We start from the raw sequence: 14,915 nt of genomic DNA, 5'->3' as shown, positions 1-14,915 counted from the left end.
CATCCTTTTACCTTTCCTTTACCGCAACTTGAGGGTGGACAGACCGAACAGGCACAGCATCAGCGTGATGATCCAGAAACGCACCACCACCTGCGTTTCCTTCCAGCCGGACAATTCGAAATGGTGATGCAGCGGCGCCATCTTCAGCAGGCGGCGCCCTTCGCCGTAACGCTTCTTCGTGTACTTGAACCACGACACCTGCAGCATCACCGACAATGTTTCCGCGACGAAGATGCCACCCATGATGAACAGCACGATTTCCTGGCGCACGATCACCGCGACCGTGCCGAGCGCGCCGCCGAGCGCCAGCGCGCCGACGTCGCCCATGAACACCTGCGCGGGGTGCGTGTTGTACCAGAGGAACGCGAGCCCTGCCCCGCCCATCGCCGAACAGAAGATCAGCAGTTCGCCCGCGCCCGGAATGTGCGGGAACAACAGGTATTTCGAATAGACCGAGCTGCCCATCACGTATGCGAACACGCCGAGCGACCCACCGACCAGCACGACCGGCATGATCACGAGGCCGTCGAGGCCGTCGGTGAGGTTCACCGCGTTGCTCGCGCCGACGATCACGAAGTAGGTCAGCACGATGAAGCCCCACACGCCAAGCGGGTAGCTGATCGACTTCAGGAACGGCAGCATCAGGTCGGCACGCGCGGGCAGCCCCATCGACAGGCCGCTGCGCACCCATGCCATGAACAGGTCGAACACGCGCACGTTGTTCGCCTCGGACACGCTGAAGGCCAGGTAGACCGCCGCGAACAGCCCGATCACCGATTGCCAGAAATACTTTTCGCGCGACGACATCCCGCGCGGGTCCTTGTAGACGACCTTGCGATAGTCATCGACCCAGCCGATCACGCCGAAACCGAACGTGACGAGCATCACGATCCAGATGAAACGGTTGGTCAGGTCGCCCCACAGCAGCGTCGCGACCGCGATGCCGATCAGGATCAGCACGCCGCCCATCGTCGGCGTGCCGGACTTCACGAGGTGGCTCTGCGGGCCGTCCTTCCGCACGGCCTGCCCGACCTTCATTTGCGTCAGCTTGCGGATCACCCACGGTCCGCACACGAGCCCGATCCCGAGCGCGGTGATGGTAGCCATCACCGCACGGAACGTCAGGTACGTGAACAAGCGCAAAAAGCTTGCGTCGCCCTGCAGCCATTGCGCCAGCGCCAGCAGCATGCTTCCTTCCTTCTACTCAGTGTGCGGCGGGCACCGTGCCCGCCGCGGATTGGTTCGTCAGCGCGTCAACCACGCGCTCCATCTTCATGTACCGCGAGCCCTTCACGAGCACCGTCGCCTGCGCGCCGTAGCCCGCCGCGAGCAGCGCCGCCACCAGCGCGCCGACGTCGCCGAAATGGCGGGCCGTGTCGCCGTACGCCGTGCACGCATCGCGCGACGCGTCGCCGAGCGCGAACAGCGCATCGATGCCGCGCTCGCGCGCATACGCACCGATCTCGCGGTGGAATGCCGGGCCTTCGTCGCCGACCTCGCCCATGTCGCCGATCACCAGCACGCGCGGCGCCGGTTGCGCGGCCAGCACGTCGATCGCCGCGCGCATCGAGTCGGGGTTCGCGTTGTAGGTGTCGTCGACGACCGTCGCGCCCGCGAGGCTGCCGACGTCCGCCTGCCGGACCTGCAGACGCCCCTTGACCGGCTCGAACGATTCGAGGCCCTGCTTGATCGCGGCCAGTTCGATGCCCGCCGCGAGCGCAGCAGCCGCCGCCGCCAATGCGTTGCGTGCGTTGTGCTCGCCGAGCGCGCGCAGCCGCACCGTCACCGCGCCCGACGGCGTGTCGATCGCAAGCTCGCCGCCGTGCAGACGGCCCGTGACCTGCGCTTCGACCTGCCGTTCGGCATCGTGCAGCGCGAAATCGAGAATCCGGTTGCCGGTCGCCGCGACGCGCCAGATGCCCGCGTACGCATCGTCGGCCGGAAACACCGCGACGCCGTCCGGCGTCAGCGCGTGGATCACGGCCGCGTGCTCGAGCGCAACGGCTTCGACCGTCGCCATGAATTCCTGGTGCTCGCGCTGCGCGTTGTTGACGAGCGCGACGGTCGGTGCCGCGAGGCGCGCGAGGATGTCGGTCTCGCCCGGGTGGTTCATCCCGAGTTCGATCACCGCGACGCGATGCGCGCCAGACAGGCGCAGCAGCGTCAGCGGCACGCCGATGTCGTTGTTCAGGTTGCCGGCCGTCGCCAGTCGCGCGTCGGCGCCGACTGCCGCCGCGAAGATCGACGCGATCATTTCCTTGACGGTCGTCTTGCCGTTGCTGCCCGTCACCGCGACGAGCGGCACCGCGAAGCGCTTGCGCCAGCCGTGTGCGAGCGCGCCGAGCGCGGCACGCGTTTCACCGCCCTCGACGACCGGCATCGCGAGACCCGCCGGCACGTGTGCGACGAGGGCCGCAGCTGCACCACGCGCGGCCACGTCGCCCAGGAAGTCGTGCGCGTCGAAGCGGTCTCCCTTCAGCGCGACGAACAAGTCGCCCGGGCCGACCGTGCGGCTGTCCGTCGACACGCGCTCGAACGTCGTGTCCGGATCGCCGTGGACGGTGGCGCCGGGAATCAGGCGGGCGGCTTCGCCGAGACTGAGCATCGTCATTCGCCGCCTCCCTTGCCGTGCGTCGCGCGTGCCGCGAGCGCGAGCCGTGCGTGATCCTGATCGGAAAACGCGCGCTTCTTGCCCATGATTTCCTGCGTCGCCTCGTGACCCTTGCCGGCCAGCACGACGACATCCTCGCGGGCGGCGCCCCTCACGGCCTGCAGGATCGCGCTTGCGCGATCCTCGATGCGGCGCGCGTGATCGGGCGCCGTCATGCCCGCGATGACCTGGTCGATGATGCGCTGCGGATCTTCGCTGCGCGGGTTGTCGCTCGTGACGACGACTTCGTCCGCGAGCCGCTCGGCGATCGCGCCCATCAGCGGGCGCTTCGTCGCATCGCGATCGCCGCCGCAGCCGAACATGCACACGAGCCGGCCGCCGCGCGCGGCCGCGATCGGGCGCAACGCGTCGAGCGTCTTCTCGAGCGCATCGGGCGTATGCGCATAGTCGATCACGACCAGCGGTTCGTCGTTCTGCAGCCGGCCGCCCAGGCGCTGCATGCGGCCATTGACGGACTCGAGCCGTGCGATCTCCGCGACCGCCGCGTCGAACGGCACGTCGGCCGCGAGCAACGAGCCGAGCACCGCGAGCAGGTTGCTGACGTTGAACGCGCCAAGCGTGCCGACCTCGACATGCGCGTCGCCCCACGACGAACGCAGGTGGAACGCCGTGCCCGTGGCGGTGGCGCGCACGTCGAGCGCGACCAGCTCGCGATCGGCGTCGGGCGCCTGCGCGTCGCCGATCCCGTATGCGATCGTGCGCACGCGGCCGGCCAGCTTCTCGAGCAGGCGGCGTCCGGCTGCGTCGTCGCGATTGACGACCGCCGCGCGCAGGCCGCGCCACGCGAACAGCTTCGCCTTCGCGGCTTCGTACGCGTCGAACGTGCCGTGATAGTCGAGGTGATCCTGGGTGAGGTTCGTGAAGACGGCGATGTCGAATGCCGTGCCGTTCACGCGCCCCTGATGCAGCGCATGCGACGACACTTCCATCGCGACGGCCTTCGCGCCCGCGTCGTGCAGTTGCGCGAGACTGCGCTGCAACTGCGGCGCGTCCGGCGTCGTGAAGCCGGTCGGTACCAGATGCCCGTGCATGCCGCTGCCGAGCGTGCCGATCACCGCGCACGGCTGGTGCAGCGCCGTCAGAGCGGCGGCGATCCATTGCGTGCACGACGTCTTGCCGTTCGTACCGGTCACGCCGATCGCGAGCAGGCTGTCGCTCGGGTCGCCGTACCAGCCGCTGGCAATTTCGCCGGCCAGTTGGTCGAGCGCCGGCACCGCGAGTGCGACGGGCACGGCCGGTGCGGCCGCGAGGCCTTCCGGCTGATACAGCACGGCGGCCGCGCCACGGGCGACGGCATCGGCAATGAAGGCGCGATTGTCTGCCCCGTCGACCGCATAGCCGAGAAACACGTCGCCGGCCCGCAGGCTGCGCGTGTCGGCATGCAGTTGCGCCGCGGGGGCCACATGCTGGCGCAGCCACGCAAGCGCGGCTGCGATCTGCTGATGCGCCGGATGGGAACTGCGGGCGGCGCTCATCGAACAACTCCTGGTGAATTACGTGTCGTGCTGGATACGATCATATGCTTCGCACCGCCGCCCGCGGCGAGCTTTTGCGGACCCGGCTTGGCGGGCGCGCCCGGCGCGTCGTCGGACACGACCAGCTGCTTGATCGGCATGTTCGGCGGCACATTCAGCGCGCGCATCGTATCGCCCGCGATCGCCGAGAATACGGGGCCCGACACCTGGCCGCCGAAGTGGCTGCCGGCGGTCGGTTCGTCGACCGACACCGCAACGACGATGCGCGGATTCGGCATCGGCGCCATCCCGACGAACGACGCGCGGTACTTGCGCGTGTAGCCGTGGCCTTCATGCTTGTACGCGGTACCGCTCTTGCCGCCGACGCGATAACCCGGCACCGCAGCGTCCGGGGACGTACCGCCCGGCGCGACCACGGTTTCGAGCATCGTGCGCACTTCACGCGCGGTGGTCGGCGTGAATACCTGCGTGCCGGTGATCTGCTGGTTGGGGTCGGTCTTGAAAATGGTGACCGGCATCATCTCGCCGTCGTGCGCGATCGCGGTGTATGCGCGCGCCAGCTGGAACAGCGACACCGACAGGCCATAGCCGTACGACATCGTCGCCTGCTCGATGCGGCGCCAGCTCTTCCACGGACGCAGGCGGCCGGCCGCGGCGCCCGGGAAGCCGACCTTCGGCGCCTGGCCGAGGCCGATGCTCGTATACAGATTCCACATTTCCTCGGGCCGCATCGTCATCGCGATCTTCGTCGCGCCGATGTTGCTCGACTTCTGGATCACGCCGCCGACCGTCAGCGTGCCGAAACCCGCATCGTCGGTGATCGGCGCGCCGTCGAGCACGAAGTGGCCGTTGCCCGTCTCGACGAGCGTGTTCGGCGTCACGCGATGCAGGTCGAGCGCGAGCGACACCGTGAACGGCTTCATGATCGAGCCCGGCTCGAACACGTCGGTGAGGATCCGGTTGCGCAGCTGCTCGCCCGTCAGGCGCGTACGGTCGTTCGGGTTGTAGGTCGGATAGTTGACCAGCGCGAGCACCTCGCCGGTGCGCACGTCGACGACCATCGCCGCGCCGGCCTTCGCCTTGAACTTCTCGACGGCGGCCTTCAGGTTCGCATAGGCGATGTACTGGATCTTGCTGTCGATCGACAGGCCGACGTCCGTCCCGTTGTGCGGGGGAATCTGTTCGGCGACGTCCTCGACGATGTGCCCCAGCCGGTCCTTGATCACGCGGCGCACGCCGGACGTGCCGGACAGCATCTTCTGGTCGCCGAGCTCGACGCCTTCCTGACCTTCGTCCTCGACGTTCGTGAAGCCGATCAGGTGCGCGGTGATCTCGCCTTCCGGATAAAAGCGCTTGTACTCGTTGCGCTGATAGATACCGGGGATATCGAGCGCGGCGACCTTGTCCGCGACGTCGATCGGCACCTGGCGCTTTACATAGACGAAACCCTTGTCTTCCGACAGCTTGACGCGCAGTTCCTTCGGCGTCATGCCGAGGAGCTTGCCGAGCTGGTTGACCTTGTCCGCGCCGAGATCGTCCGGCACGGCGTCCGGAATCGCCCAGATCGCGCGCACGGGCAGACTCGTCGCGAGCACGAGCCCGTTACGGTCGAGGATCTTGCCGCGCGTGGCGGGCAGCTCGAGCGTGCGCTGATAGCGGCTTTCGCCCTGCTTCTGATAGAACGCGTTGCCGGGCCCCTGGATCCAGAACGCCCGCGCGGCGAGCGCGACGAACGCCATGAACAGCATGAACACGACGAGTTTCGAGCGCCACATCGGCAGGTGCACGCCGAGCACGGGGCTCGACGAGAATTTCACGTCCTGGCGCTTTTGCGACGGCTTCATCGCGCGCCCCCCTTACCCTTGGTGGCCGCGTCGGCCGAGGCGGGAATCGGCGCGTCGATCGCCTTCACGGCGCCCGGCGGCAGCGTCAGGTATTGGGTGCGGCCCGTCGTAATCGGCTGCATCTTCAGCGAATCGTTCGCGAGTTGCTCGATGCGCGAGGTCTTCGACAGCGCGCTCTGCTGATATTGAAGCTGCGCATAGTCCTGCTGGAGCTGACGCTCCTGCGACTGCGCGCGCTGCAGCTGAATGAAGATCTGGCGCTGCTGGTTCGTCGAGTTGACGACCGACAGCGCGCAGCCCATCACGATGATCAGCAGGAAGATATTGAAGCGGCTCATGGCGTGACGCGCTCCGCGATGCGCATCACGGCCGACCGGGCGCGCGGATTCGCGACGACTTCCGCTTCGCTCGGGAATTGACGACTGATTATCTTGAGCGGCGGGCTCGGGAGGTCGACGGCACGGATCGGCAGGCGACGATCGACCGCGGGCGCACTCGCGTGCGCCTGCATGAATCGCTTGACGATCCGGTCCTCGAGTGAATGAAAGCTGATGACCACCAGCCGCCCCCCTTGCTCCAGCAACGACAATGCCGCGTCTAGTACGACTTGCAGGTCCGCAAGCTCTTGATTGACGTGAATCCGTATAGCCTGAAAGGTGCGGGTTGCCGGATCCTTGCCCTTCTCACGGGTTTTGACGACGTGACCCACGATTTGGGCAAGCTCGCCCGTGGTGTTGAGAGGCCCAAGACGGTCGGACTCTGCCCGGCGAGCAACAAGCGCCTTTGCAATCTGAAAAGCAAACCGTTCTTCCCCATAATCCCGTATCACCTCCGTCAATTCCTGCACCGAAGCCCGCGCGAGCCACTCGGCCGCCGACTCCCCACGCGTCGGATCCATTCGCATGTCCAGCGGGCCATCGGCGCGAAAGCTGAAGCCGCGCGCCGGATCGTCCACCTGCGGCGAGGACACGCCTAGGTCCAGCAACACACCCGACACCTTCTCGATACCGCGCGCCGCAAGCGCGTCGCGCATCGATGCAAAGCTGTCATGCACGATCGAGAAGCGCGCATCCTCGATGCGCTGCGCCGTCTCGATCGCCCTCGGATCCTTGTCGAACGCGATCAGCCGGCCGGCCTCCGCCAGTCGCGCGAGTACCGCGCGGCTATGACCGCCGCGCCCGAACGTGCCGTCGACATAAATACCGTCCGGCCGCGTCACGAGCGACTCGACTGCTTCGTCCAACAGCACGGTCCGATGCTGCAATTCATTTCCCATCGCGGGCGTCTCCGTCACCGCAATCAGAACGTAAAGTTCTTCAGCGCATCGGGCATGCCCTGCGCCATCGCTGCCTGCTCCTTCGCGATGTAGGTCTGCGAATCCCACAGCTCGAAGTGACTACCCATTCCCAACAACATGACTTCCTTTTCCAATCCGGCTGCCATCCGCAGCTCGGGCGATACGAGAATCCGGCCCGCGCTGTCGAGATCGACATCCATCGCATTGCCGAGAAAAATCCGCCGCCACCAATGGGCGTCCATCGGCAGCGCTGCGATCTTGGCGCGGAATACTTCCCATTCGGGGCGCGGAAACAGCAACAGGCAGCCGTCCGGGTGCTTGGTCACAGTCACCCGTCCTTCTGCCTGTCCTTGCAGCGCTTCGCGATAGCGAGACGGCACCGACATCCGCCCTTTCGCATCGAGCGTCAGCGCCGACGCCCCTTGGAACACTTTCCGCTCTCCCGTTCAGGGCACCGAAGCACCCGCCCAACGCTCAAGAATTTAGCCGGAATAGCCCGCCAAATCACACAAAAATACACTTTCTCACACTGTCTCCCACTTTAGAGGAAGGGTTTGGCACGGTCAAGGGAGCGGCCCGGTTTTTTGACGAATTTTGTTAGTTAGAACAAGGACTTACGCGCACATGCTCATGCCACCCCTCATTCCAAAAACCGTTATAAATGAATGGGCTAGGTCAGCTTGTGAAGGTGATACGTGAGAAAGGCGGGCCAGACTCGCGTGCGGACGGGACTTTCGGGGGCGGGAAAACGCGGAAAAAACGGGCGGTATCGGGATCGGCGAACCGGGGCGGCGTCGCGCATCGCCCCGGTCCGGATTTCAGAGATAGTACGCCGTGCTCGTCATGACTTTCGACGCGGCGCGCATCAGCATCCGCGCCGGCAGCGGCAGTTCGATCCCGCCGGCGTCGGTCGCGGCCTTGCCGTGCTTGACCTCGTCGAGCCGCATCTGTTCGACGATCGCGCGCGACGCCGTGTCGGTGGCCGGCAACTCGGAAAGGTGCCCGTCGAGATGGCTCTCGACCTGACGCTCCGTCTCCGCCATGAAGCCGAGGCTGACCTTGTCGCCCAGCGTGCCGGCCGCGACGCCGACCGCGAGCGCGCCGGCGTACCACAGCGGGTTGAGCAAGCTCGGACGCGAATCGAGTTCCTTCAGCCGATGCGCGGTCCACGCGAGGTGATCCTCCTCCTCGCGCGCGGCTTCCTCGAACATCGCCTTCGACGAGGACGAGCGCGCGGTCAGCTTCTGCGCCTGATAAAGCGCCTGCGCACAGACCTCGCCGACGTGGTTCACGCGCATCAGCCCGGCGGCATGCGCGCGCTCCGCGGGCGTCAGTTCGCCGGCGGGCGGCTCCACCGGCACGGGCACCGGGCGGCTCATCCGGCTAATGCCGGTCAGCGATCGCAAGCCGCGATCGAATTCGCTGATCAGTTCATCCAACACCATCCTGTTCTCCTGGCTGCGTGTGCCGCCGCGGGCGGCAAAGGCACGTGCTCCGCTGCGTAACCGACTTGATTATTCAGCGGAAATTGCGGTTAACCCGTGATTTTAACCATTGTTGCATAAAGGAAACATGGCGGCCTTGAGCCACGGCATTTCGCTTTGTCCGAAAAATCGGTTTTGCTACATTACGTGCGACTTCCTGCGAAGTTGATGGGGCCCGTCAACACAACATAACTATCCGCCCCGCCAAAAAAATTCAGTGATTCTTGGAGATCCGTTAATGAAAAAGTCGCTTCTCGCGCTCGTCGCGCTGGGCGCGTTCGCTGGCGCAGCTCATGCGCAAAGCAGCGTGACGCTTTACGGCATCATCGATGAAGGCTTCATCTTCAACAACAACGCGAAGGGCGGCCACCTGTACGGTCTGTCGAGCGGCGTGATGCAAGGCAGCCGCTTCGGCCTGCGCGGCACTGAAGATCTGGGCAGCGGCCTGAAGGCGATCTTCGTGCTCGAGAACGGTTTTGACGTCAACTCCGGCAAGCTCGGCCAAGGCGGCCTGATGTTCGGCCGCCAGGCTTACGTCGGCCTGTCGGGCCAGTTCGGTACGGTCACGCTGGGCCGTCAGTACGACTCCGTCGTCGACTTCGTCGGCCCGCTCGAGGCAGGCGACCAGTGGGGCGGCTACATCGCTGCTCACCCGGGCGACCTCGACAACTTCAACAACGCGTACCGCGTGAACAACGCGGTCAAGTACACGAGCCCGACCTACGGCGGCTTCTCGTTCGGCGGCATGTACAGCTTCGGCGGCCAGGCCGGCCAGTTCTCGAAGAACCAGGTCTGGTCGCTCGGCGCCGGTTACAACAACGGCCCGCTGGTGTTGGGTGTCGGCTACTTGAACGCACGCACGCCGGCGAACTTCGGCGGCATGTTCAACACCGGCGCGTCGGCTGCCGCGACGGCCGTGTCGTCGCCGGTCTACGGCGCGTACGCGAACAGCGCGAACACGTACCAGGTCATCGGCGCGGGCGGTGCGTATACGTTCGGCGCAGCGACGATCGGCGCGACGTACTCGAACACGAAGTTCAAGGGCTTCTCGGTTGGTCCGTTCGTGAACCAGACCGCGACGTTCAACAACGGCGAAATCAACTTCAAGTATCAGCTGACCCCGGCGCTGATCGTCGGCGCCGCGTATGACTACACGCAAGGCAGCAAGATCGACGGCAACTCGGCAGCCAAGTACCACCAGGGCTCGCTGGGCGTCGACTACTTCCTGTCGAAGCGCACGGACGTCTACGTGATCGGCGTGTACCAGCATGCATCGGGCAACGCGCTCGACGCGGCAGGCAACGTCGTTCAGGCACATGCTTCGATCAACGGTCTCGACCCGTCGACGACCAGCAACCAGGTCGCAGCCCGCGTCGGCATCCGTCACAAGTTCTAATCAGCTTGCCTGACAAGCCGCAGCATATTGAAGGCGCCTTCGGGCGCCTTTTTCTTTGTGGAATCGGGAAGCGAAGCGGTGAGCGGAACGGTCGCAGCACACCGCGTTGACTGCAACGTACCGTTCGCGGGGCACCATCGACGCGCGCGCCTTAGCCGATTGCTCGCGGAATGCGCCGAGCACCCCCGGTTGAGGCGTTCCATCGGCTGCGACGCGCCCGGTCGAACGCGCGTGGTTCCGGCGATAGCCGAAGCGATGCGCCGCAACCCCGATGTCGGGATCACAAACAAAAAAGCCCGGCACAGGCCGGGCTCGTTGTTCGACTTCGGTGTTACGCGCGTCCGTCGCGCAATTCGCGCCGGAGGATCTTGCCAACGTTCGTCTTCGGCAGCTCCGTGCGGAACTCGACGAGTTTCGGCCGCTTGTAGCCAGTGAGCCGCTCCTTGCAGTACGCGAGGATGTCCTTGTCGGTAAGCGCAGGATCCTTCTTCACGACGAACAGCTTCACAGCTTCGCCCGAGTGCTCGTCCGGTACGCCGACCGCCGCCACCTCGAACACGCCCGGGTGGGACGCCACCACGTCCTCGACCTCGTTCGGATACACGTTGAAGCCGGATACCAGGATCATGTCCTTCTTCCGGTCGACGATCTTCACGTAACCGCGCGCGTCCATCACGCCGACGTCGCCGGTCTTGAAGAAACCGTCCGGGAACATGACCTTCGCGGTTTCATCCGGACGGTTCCAGTAGCCGGCCATGACCTGCGGTCCGCGGATGCAGATCTCGCCCGGCTCGCCGAGCGCGACGTCGGTGCCGGCATCGTCGCGAATGGCAATCTCGGTCGACGGCAGCGGCAGGCCGATCGTCCCGCTGTACTCGGTCGCCGTCACGGGATTGCAGGTGGCAACCGGCGACGTTTCGGACAGGCCATACCCTTCGACGATCGCCGTCTGGGTCTTCTCATACCAGCGCTTCGCGACGCTTTCCTGGATCGCCATGCCGCCGCCGTTGGCGATCGCGAGCTTCGACAGGTCGAGCTGGTTGAATTCGGGATGGTTCAGCAGCGCGTTGTACAGCGTGTTGACGGCCGGGATCGTCGAGATCTGGTAACCCTTCAGCTCCTTGATCATGCCGCCGATGTCGCGCGGGTTCGGAATCAGGATACCCATGCCGCCCGTGCGCATCGTCAGGAACCCGCAGACCGTCAGCGCAAACACGTGATAGAGCGGCAGCGCGACGACCGTCACGAACTGCTTCACGTCGGGGTACTTCTCGTGCGCGGGATGGTGCCACGCGCCGGCCTGCAGCACGTTCGACACGATGTTCCGGTGCAGCAGCGTCGCGCCCTTCGCGACACCCGTCGTACCGCCCGTGTACTGGAGGAACGCGACGTCGTCGGGGCCGAGCTTCTGCGGCTTGAAGGTCTGGCGCGCGCCTTCCGACAGCGCGGCCTTGAAGCGCGTGAATGACGGAAGCTGCCAGGCCGGCACCATCTTCTTCACGTTGCGCACGACGTAATTGACTAGCCAGCCCTTGATGCCCAGCAGGTCACCCATCGACGCGACCACCACATGCTTGACCGCGGTATTGGCGATGACGGCCTGCAACGTCGACGCGAAGTTCTCGAGGATGACGATCGCCTCCGCCCCGCTGTCCTTCAGCTGATGTTCGAGCTCGCGCGGCGTATAGAGCGGGTTGACGTTGACGACGGTGTAGCCTGCGCGCAGCACCGCGACGATCGCCACCGGATATTGCAGCACGTTCGGCATCATCAGCGCGACGCGCGCGCCGCGCGTCAGGCCGCGCGACTGCAGCCACGCGCCAAACTGGCGCGACAGCGCATCGAGCTCGCCGTACGTGATGCTCTTGCCCATGCAGACGAACGCCTTGCGGTCGCGATACTGCCTGAAGCTTTCGTCGAGGAGATCCGGAATGGAAGGATACGGGGACGCGTCAATTTCGGCTGGAACGCCGGGTGGGTACGATTTCAGCCAAATTTTGTCCATACTGCGCGTCTCCTCACAGATTTTCGAATGGTCGTGCTAAAACGCATCGTAACGGCTCGTCCGTCCCGAGACAACAGGGTTAGATGCCCACTTCCAACTTTCGCATGATTTCGTCTGATCATATCTCGAAGTTCGGTCAAATCCGCTCAACTTCGACGAGACAATCGTAAAACGTCGCCGAGTTGCCGAGATCGGTCAGCGCCTGGCTCGTCACTTCGTTCGCGTTGCGCCCATCCGCCGATAATTTCTTCCACCAGATCGACAGCCCGACGACGAGCCCCTCCCGCGCGCGATCGGTCACTCTCGCAACCGCCTGCATCGAGCCGCGGTCGTTGAAGATGCGTACGACATCGCCCTCCCGGATGCCGCGCGCATCGGCATCGGCCGGGTTCAAGTCGAGATGCGGCTGGCCTTCCGTGCTGCGCAGGCTGTCCACGTTGACGAACGTGCTGTTCAGGAAGTGCCGCGCCGGCGGCGAAATCATGGCGAGCGGATAGCGGGCCGCGAGTTCGGGCGCGGCCTCAGCCGATTCGAACGGCGGCAGGTAATCGGGCACCGGGTCCATGCCCATCTGTTCGAGTCGCGCGCTATGGAACTCGCATTTGCCGGACGGCGTACGGAAGCCGCCATTGGCGAAAGGCGCGTCCGCCACCTTGAGCTTCAGCCAGCCGACACGCTTCAACGTATCCCAATTGCTGTCGAGCGTCGGGTCGTCCCAACGGAGCGCGGCCTGCGCGACCTCTTCATCGCTGTGGAAAAGCGCGGGCTCGTCGAGCCCCATGCTGCGGGCAATGCCACGAAAGATTTCGGTGTTCGGCCGTGCGTCACCGACTGGCGGAATCGCCGGCAGATTCGCCATTACATAGGTGTGGCCGTACGACTTGTGGACGTCGAGATGCTCGAGCTGGGTCGTGGCCGGCAACACAATGTCGGCGAAATCGGCCGTATCTGTCTTGAAGTGCTCGAGAACGACCGTGAACAGATCGTCGCGCGCGAACCCCGCCGCTACTTTCGAGGAGTCGGGGGCGACCGCGACCGGATTCGAGTTGTAGACAATCACCGCTTCGATCTTCGGCCCGAAAGCCGCGTCGCCCGGATTCAGTAACGCGTCGCCGATCGCATTCATGTTGATGATGCGCGGCAGCTTGTGCGGCCAGCCGGGCATCAGATCGGGGCGCAGCAGCGCCGCCCGATTGACCGGCGCGGATTCCGACGACGACAGCAGCAGCCCGCCGGCCCGATCGCGCCACGCGCCCGTGAGCGCAGGCAGGCTCGCGATCGCGCGCACGGCATTGCCGCCGCCGCGTACGCGCTGCATGCCGTAATTGAGGCGGATCGCTGCCTTGCGGGTCGCGCCGTAACGACGTGCGAGTTCGATCAGCTCCGACGCTTCGACGCCGCAGATCCGTGCGACACGTTCCGGCGGATAGGACAGGGCTCGCGCCTTGAGCGCATCGAAGCCGAGCGTATGACACGCGATGTAGTCGTGATCGAGCAGATCTTCGGTAATCAGCACATGCATCATCCCGAGCGCGAACGCACCATCGGTGCCTGGTTTCACAGCGATGTGCTGGTGACATTTCTCCGCCGTCAGCGAGCGGTACGGGTCGATCGCAACCAGACGGGCGCCGCGACGCTTGGCTTCCTGCGCGCGGGTCCAGAAATGCAGGCTCGATGCGATGGGATTGGCGCCCCAGATCAGGATCAGCTCGCTTTCCTCGAAATGCTCAAGATGCATGCCGACGCTTCCGCCGTACGTATAGCGCAGCCCTGCCGCGCCGGCCGCGGAGCAAATTGCCCGCTCGAGCCGCGACGCGCCGAGTTTGTGGAAGAACCGCTGCGCGATGCCTTCGCCCTGCACGAGCCCCATCGTTCCCGCATAGCTGTACGGCACGATCGCCTCCGGCGCGCGCGCGGCGATTTCACCGAGGCGGCGACCAATCTCGTCGAAGGCTTCGCTCCAGCTGATCGGCGCGAAACGCCCTTCTCCCTTCGCGCCGATGCGCTTGAGCGGAACGGTAAGACGGTCCGGATGATGAACGCGGTCCGCATATCGGCTGACTTTCGTACACAACACGCCTTGCGTGGGCGGATGGTCGGGATCGCCCGTGACCTTGATCGCCCGGCCGTTTTCGACGGTCACGCGCATTGCGCACGTGTCCGGACAATCGTGCGGGCATACGGCCCGAGCTATCTGAGTGGCGGCGTTCATCGTTCCGAATGCATCTGGGTAGAGAGGATTCGCAAATTTTACGTGGACGGGCCGAATAAGACGTCAATTCGTACGAATTTCCCGTCTATTTTGGATAAAAGCAGTAACGGAGGATGGTGAATATCGACGGTGGACCGGATTCGAACGGCCGGTGCGGCGGTACGGGTGTGCAAGCAACCTTGATGGCTGCTTCGCTACGTCGACCCGGATTGCAGGTTTGATCGGAGATAGAGATGAATAGGCCCGTGAACTGATCAGGATGACGGAATATGACGGGTGGGCGTAGCAACTTGAGCGACAAAAGGGGAATCCGATTGCTTGAGCACACTCGGAATACTGCGCTCATTTGCATCAAGGAGGCGACATGGCCGGGCCGCCGGCGCCCCCACCTCGCTTCGATTGGTCTTTCCGCCGCCGCAAATGCAAAAACCCCCGCCTTTCGGGCGGGGGTTTCTGGCTTAGGGAGCCTGACGATTACCTACTTTCACACGGGAATCCGCACTATCATCGGCGTAGAGTCGTTTCACGGTC

Annotated in this window: 11 protein-coding genes; 1 reads left to right on the top strand and 10 read right to left on the bottom strand. The window is 64.9% G+C overall.

Annotated elements, in window-relative coordinates; all coding sequences use genetic code 11:
* Window positions 1–18 precede the first annotated feature (18 nt).
* From mraY to coq7, 8 genes are all read right to left on the bottom strand, one after another.
* Complete coding sequence (mraY, locus tag F3J14_RS09115) at window positions 19–1,188, bottom strand: phospho-N-acetylmuramoyl-pentapeptide-transferase (protein ID WP_006752439.1); 1,170 nt, start codon at window positions 1,186–1,188, stop codon at window positions 19–21.
* 16 nt (window positions 1,189–1,204) lie between these two features.
* Window positions 1,205–2,611, bottom strand: a complete 1,407-nt coding sequence (murF, locus tag F3J14_RS09110; RefSeq protein WP_166722696.1) for a UDP-N-acetylmuramoyl-tripeptide--D-alanyl-D-alanine ligase — start codon at window positions 2,609–2,611, stop codon at window positions 1,205–1,207.
* The gene (locus F3J14_RS09105) at window positions 2,608–4,146 is read right to left on the bottom strand and encodes a UDP-N-acetylmuramoyl-L-alanyl-D-glutamate--2,6-diaminopimelate ligase (protein WP_166722695.1); all 1,539 of its coding nucleotides are present in this window, start codon (window positions 4,144–4,146) and stop codon (window positions 2,608–2,610) included. The genes murF and F3J14_RS09105 overlap by 4 nt, the downstream gene beginning before the upstream one ends.
* Window positions 4,143–5,990 carry a penicillin-binding protein 2 gene (locus tag F3J14_RS09100; protein ID WP_166722694.1) on the bottom strand — a complete coding sequence of 616 codons (1,848 nt, stop codon included), beginning with the start codon at window positions 5,988–5,990 and terminating at the stop codon, window positions 4,143–4,145. Before F3J14_RS09100 ends, F3J14_RS09105 begins: the two co-directional genes overlap by 4 nt.
* On the bottom strand, window positions 5,987–6,328 hold the full coding sequence (gene ftsL, locus F3J14_RS09095; RefSeq protein WP_166722693.1) for a cell division protein FtsL: 342 nt from the start codon (window positions 6,326–6,328) through the stop codon (window positions 5,987–5,989). The genes F3J14_RS09100 and ftsL overlap by 4 nt, the downstream gene beginning before the upstream one ends.
* Window positions 6,325–7,266, bottom strand: a complete 942-nt coding sequence (gene rsmH, locus F3J14_RS09090) for a 16S rRNA (cytosine(1402)-N(4))-methyltransferase RsmH (protein WP_166722692.1) — start codon at window positions 7,264–7,266, stop codon at window positions 6,325–6,327. Before rsmH ends, ftsL begins: the two co-directional genes overlap by 4 nt.
* A 23-nt stretch (window positions 7,267–7,289) precedes the next feature.
* Complete coding sequence (gene mraZ, locus F3J14_RS09085; RefSeq protein ID WP_006752433.1) at window positions 7,290–7,718, bottom strand: division/cell wall cluster transcriptional repressor MraZ; 429 nt, start codon at window positions 7,716–7,718, stop codon at window positions 7,290–7,292.
* Between the two features lie 387 nt (window positions 7,719–8,105).
* Window positions 8,106–8,732, bottom strand: a complete 627-nt coding sequence (coq7, locus tag F3J14_RS09080) for a 2-polyprenyl-3-methyl-6-methoxy-1,4-benzoquinone monooxygenase (protein ID WP_166722691.1) — start codon at window positions 8,730–8,732, stop codon at window positions 8,106–8,108.
* 277 nt (window positions 8,733–9,009) lie between these two features.
* Between coq7 and F3J14_RS09075 the strand changes: the two genes are divergently transcribed.
* Window positions 9,010–10,167: a porin gene (locus F3J14_RS09075; RefSeq protein ID WP_166722690.1), complete on the top strand. Its 1,158-nt coding sequence runs from the start codon at window positions 9,010–9,012 to the stop codon at window positions 10,165–10,167.
* A 331-nt stretch (window positions 10,168–10,498) separates the two neighbouring features.
* On the opposite strand, the gene F3J14_RS09070 is transcribed toward F3J14_RS09075, so the two are convergent.
* Entirely contained in the window at window positions 10,499–12,172 is a 1,674-nt protein-coding gene (locus F3J14_RS09070) for a long-chain fatty acid--CoA ligase (protein WP_166722689.1), read from the bottom strand.
* Window positions 12,173–12,308: 136 nt separating this feature from the next.
* Window positions 12,309–14,384 (bottom strand): molybdopterin oxidoreductase family protein, encoded by a 2,076-nt coding sequence (locus F3J14_RS09065; RefSeq protein ID WP_166722688.1) that lies wholly within the window; start codon window positions 14,382–14,384, stop codon window positions 12,309–12,311.
* Between the last annotated feature and the right edge of the window lie 531 nt (window positions 14,385–14,915).

This window comes from Burkholderia sp. Tr-862 (assembly GCF_011753085.1).
Classification (GTDB): domain Bacteria; phylum Pseudomonadota; class Gammaproteobacteria; order Burkholderiales; family Burkholderiaceae; genus Burkholderia; species Burkholderia ambifaria.
This window is presented reverse-complemented; position numbering and strand designations above follow the sequence as displayed.

Excerpts from the sequence above, each read along its gene's own strand:
- coq7 (WP_166722691.1), bottom strand. The coding sequence starts at position 8,732 with ATGGTGTTGGATGAACTGATCAGCGAATTCGATCGCGGCTTGCGATCG.
- F3J14_RS09105 (WP_166722695.1), bottom strand. The coding sequence starts at position 4,146 with ATGAGCGCCGCCCGCAGTTCCCATCCGGCGCATCAGCAGATCGCAGCC.
- F3J14_RS09100 (WP_166722694.1), bottom strand. The coding sequence starts at position 5,990 with ATGAAGCCGTCGCAAAAGCGCCAGGACGTGAAATTCTCGTCGAGCCCC.
- rsmH (WP_166722692.1), bottom strand. The coding sequence starts at position 7,266 with ATGGGAAATGAATTGCAGCATCGGACCGTGCTGTTGGACGAAGCAGTC.
- F3J14_RS09065 (WP_166722688.1), bottom strand. The coding sequence starts at position 14,384 with ATGAACGCCGCCACTCAGATAGCTCGGGCCGTATGCCCGCACGATTGT.
- F3J14_RS09070 (WP_166722689.1), bottom strand. The coding sequence starts at position 12,172 with ATGGACAAAATTTGGCTGAAATCGTACCCACCCGGCGTTCCAGCCGAA.
- mraY (WP_006752439.1), bottom strand. The coding sequence starts at position 1,188 with ATGCTGCTGGCGCTGGCGCAATGGCTGCAGGGCGACGCAAGCTTTTTG.
- ftsL (WP_166722693.1), bottom strand. The coding sequence starts at position 6,328 with ATGAGCCGCTTCAATATCTTCCTGCTGATCATCGTGATGGGCTGCGCG.
- F3J14_RS09075 (WP_166722690.1), top strand. The coding sequence starts at position 9,010 with ATGAAAAAGTCGCTTCTCGCGCTCGTCGCGCTGGGCGCGTTCGCTGGC.
- murF (WP_166722696.1), bottom strand. The coding sequence starts at position 2,611 with ATGACGATGCTCAGTCTCGGCGAAGCCGCCCGCCTGATTCCCGGCGCC.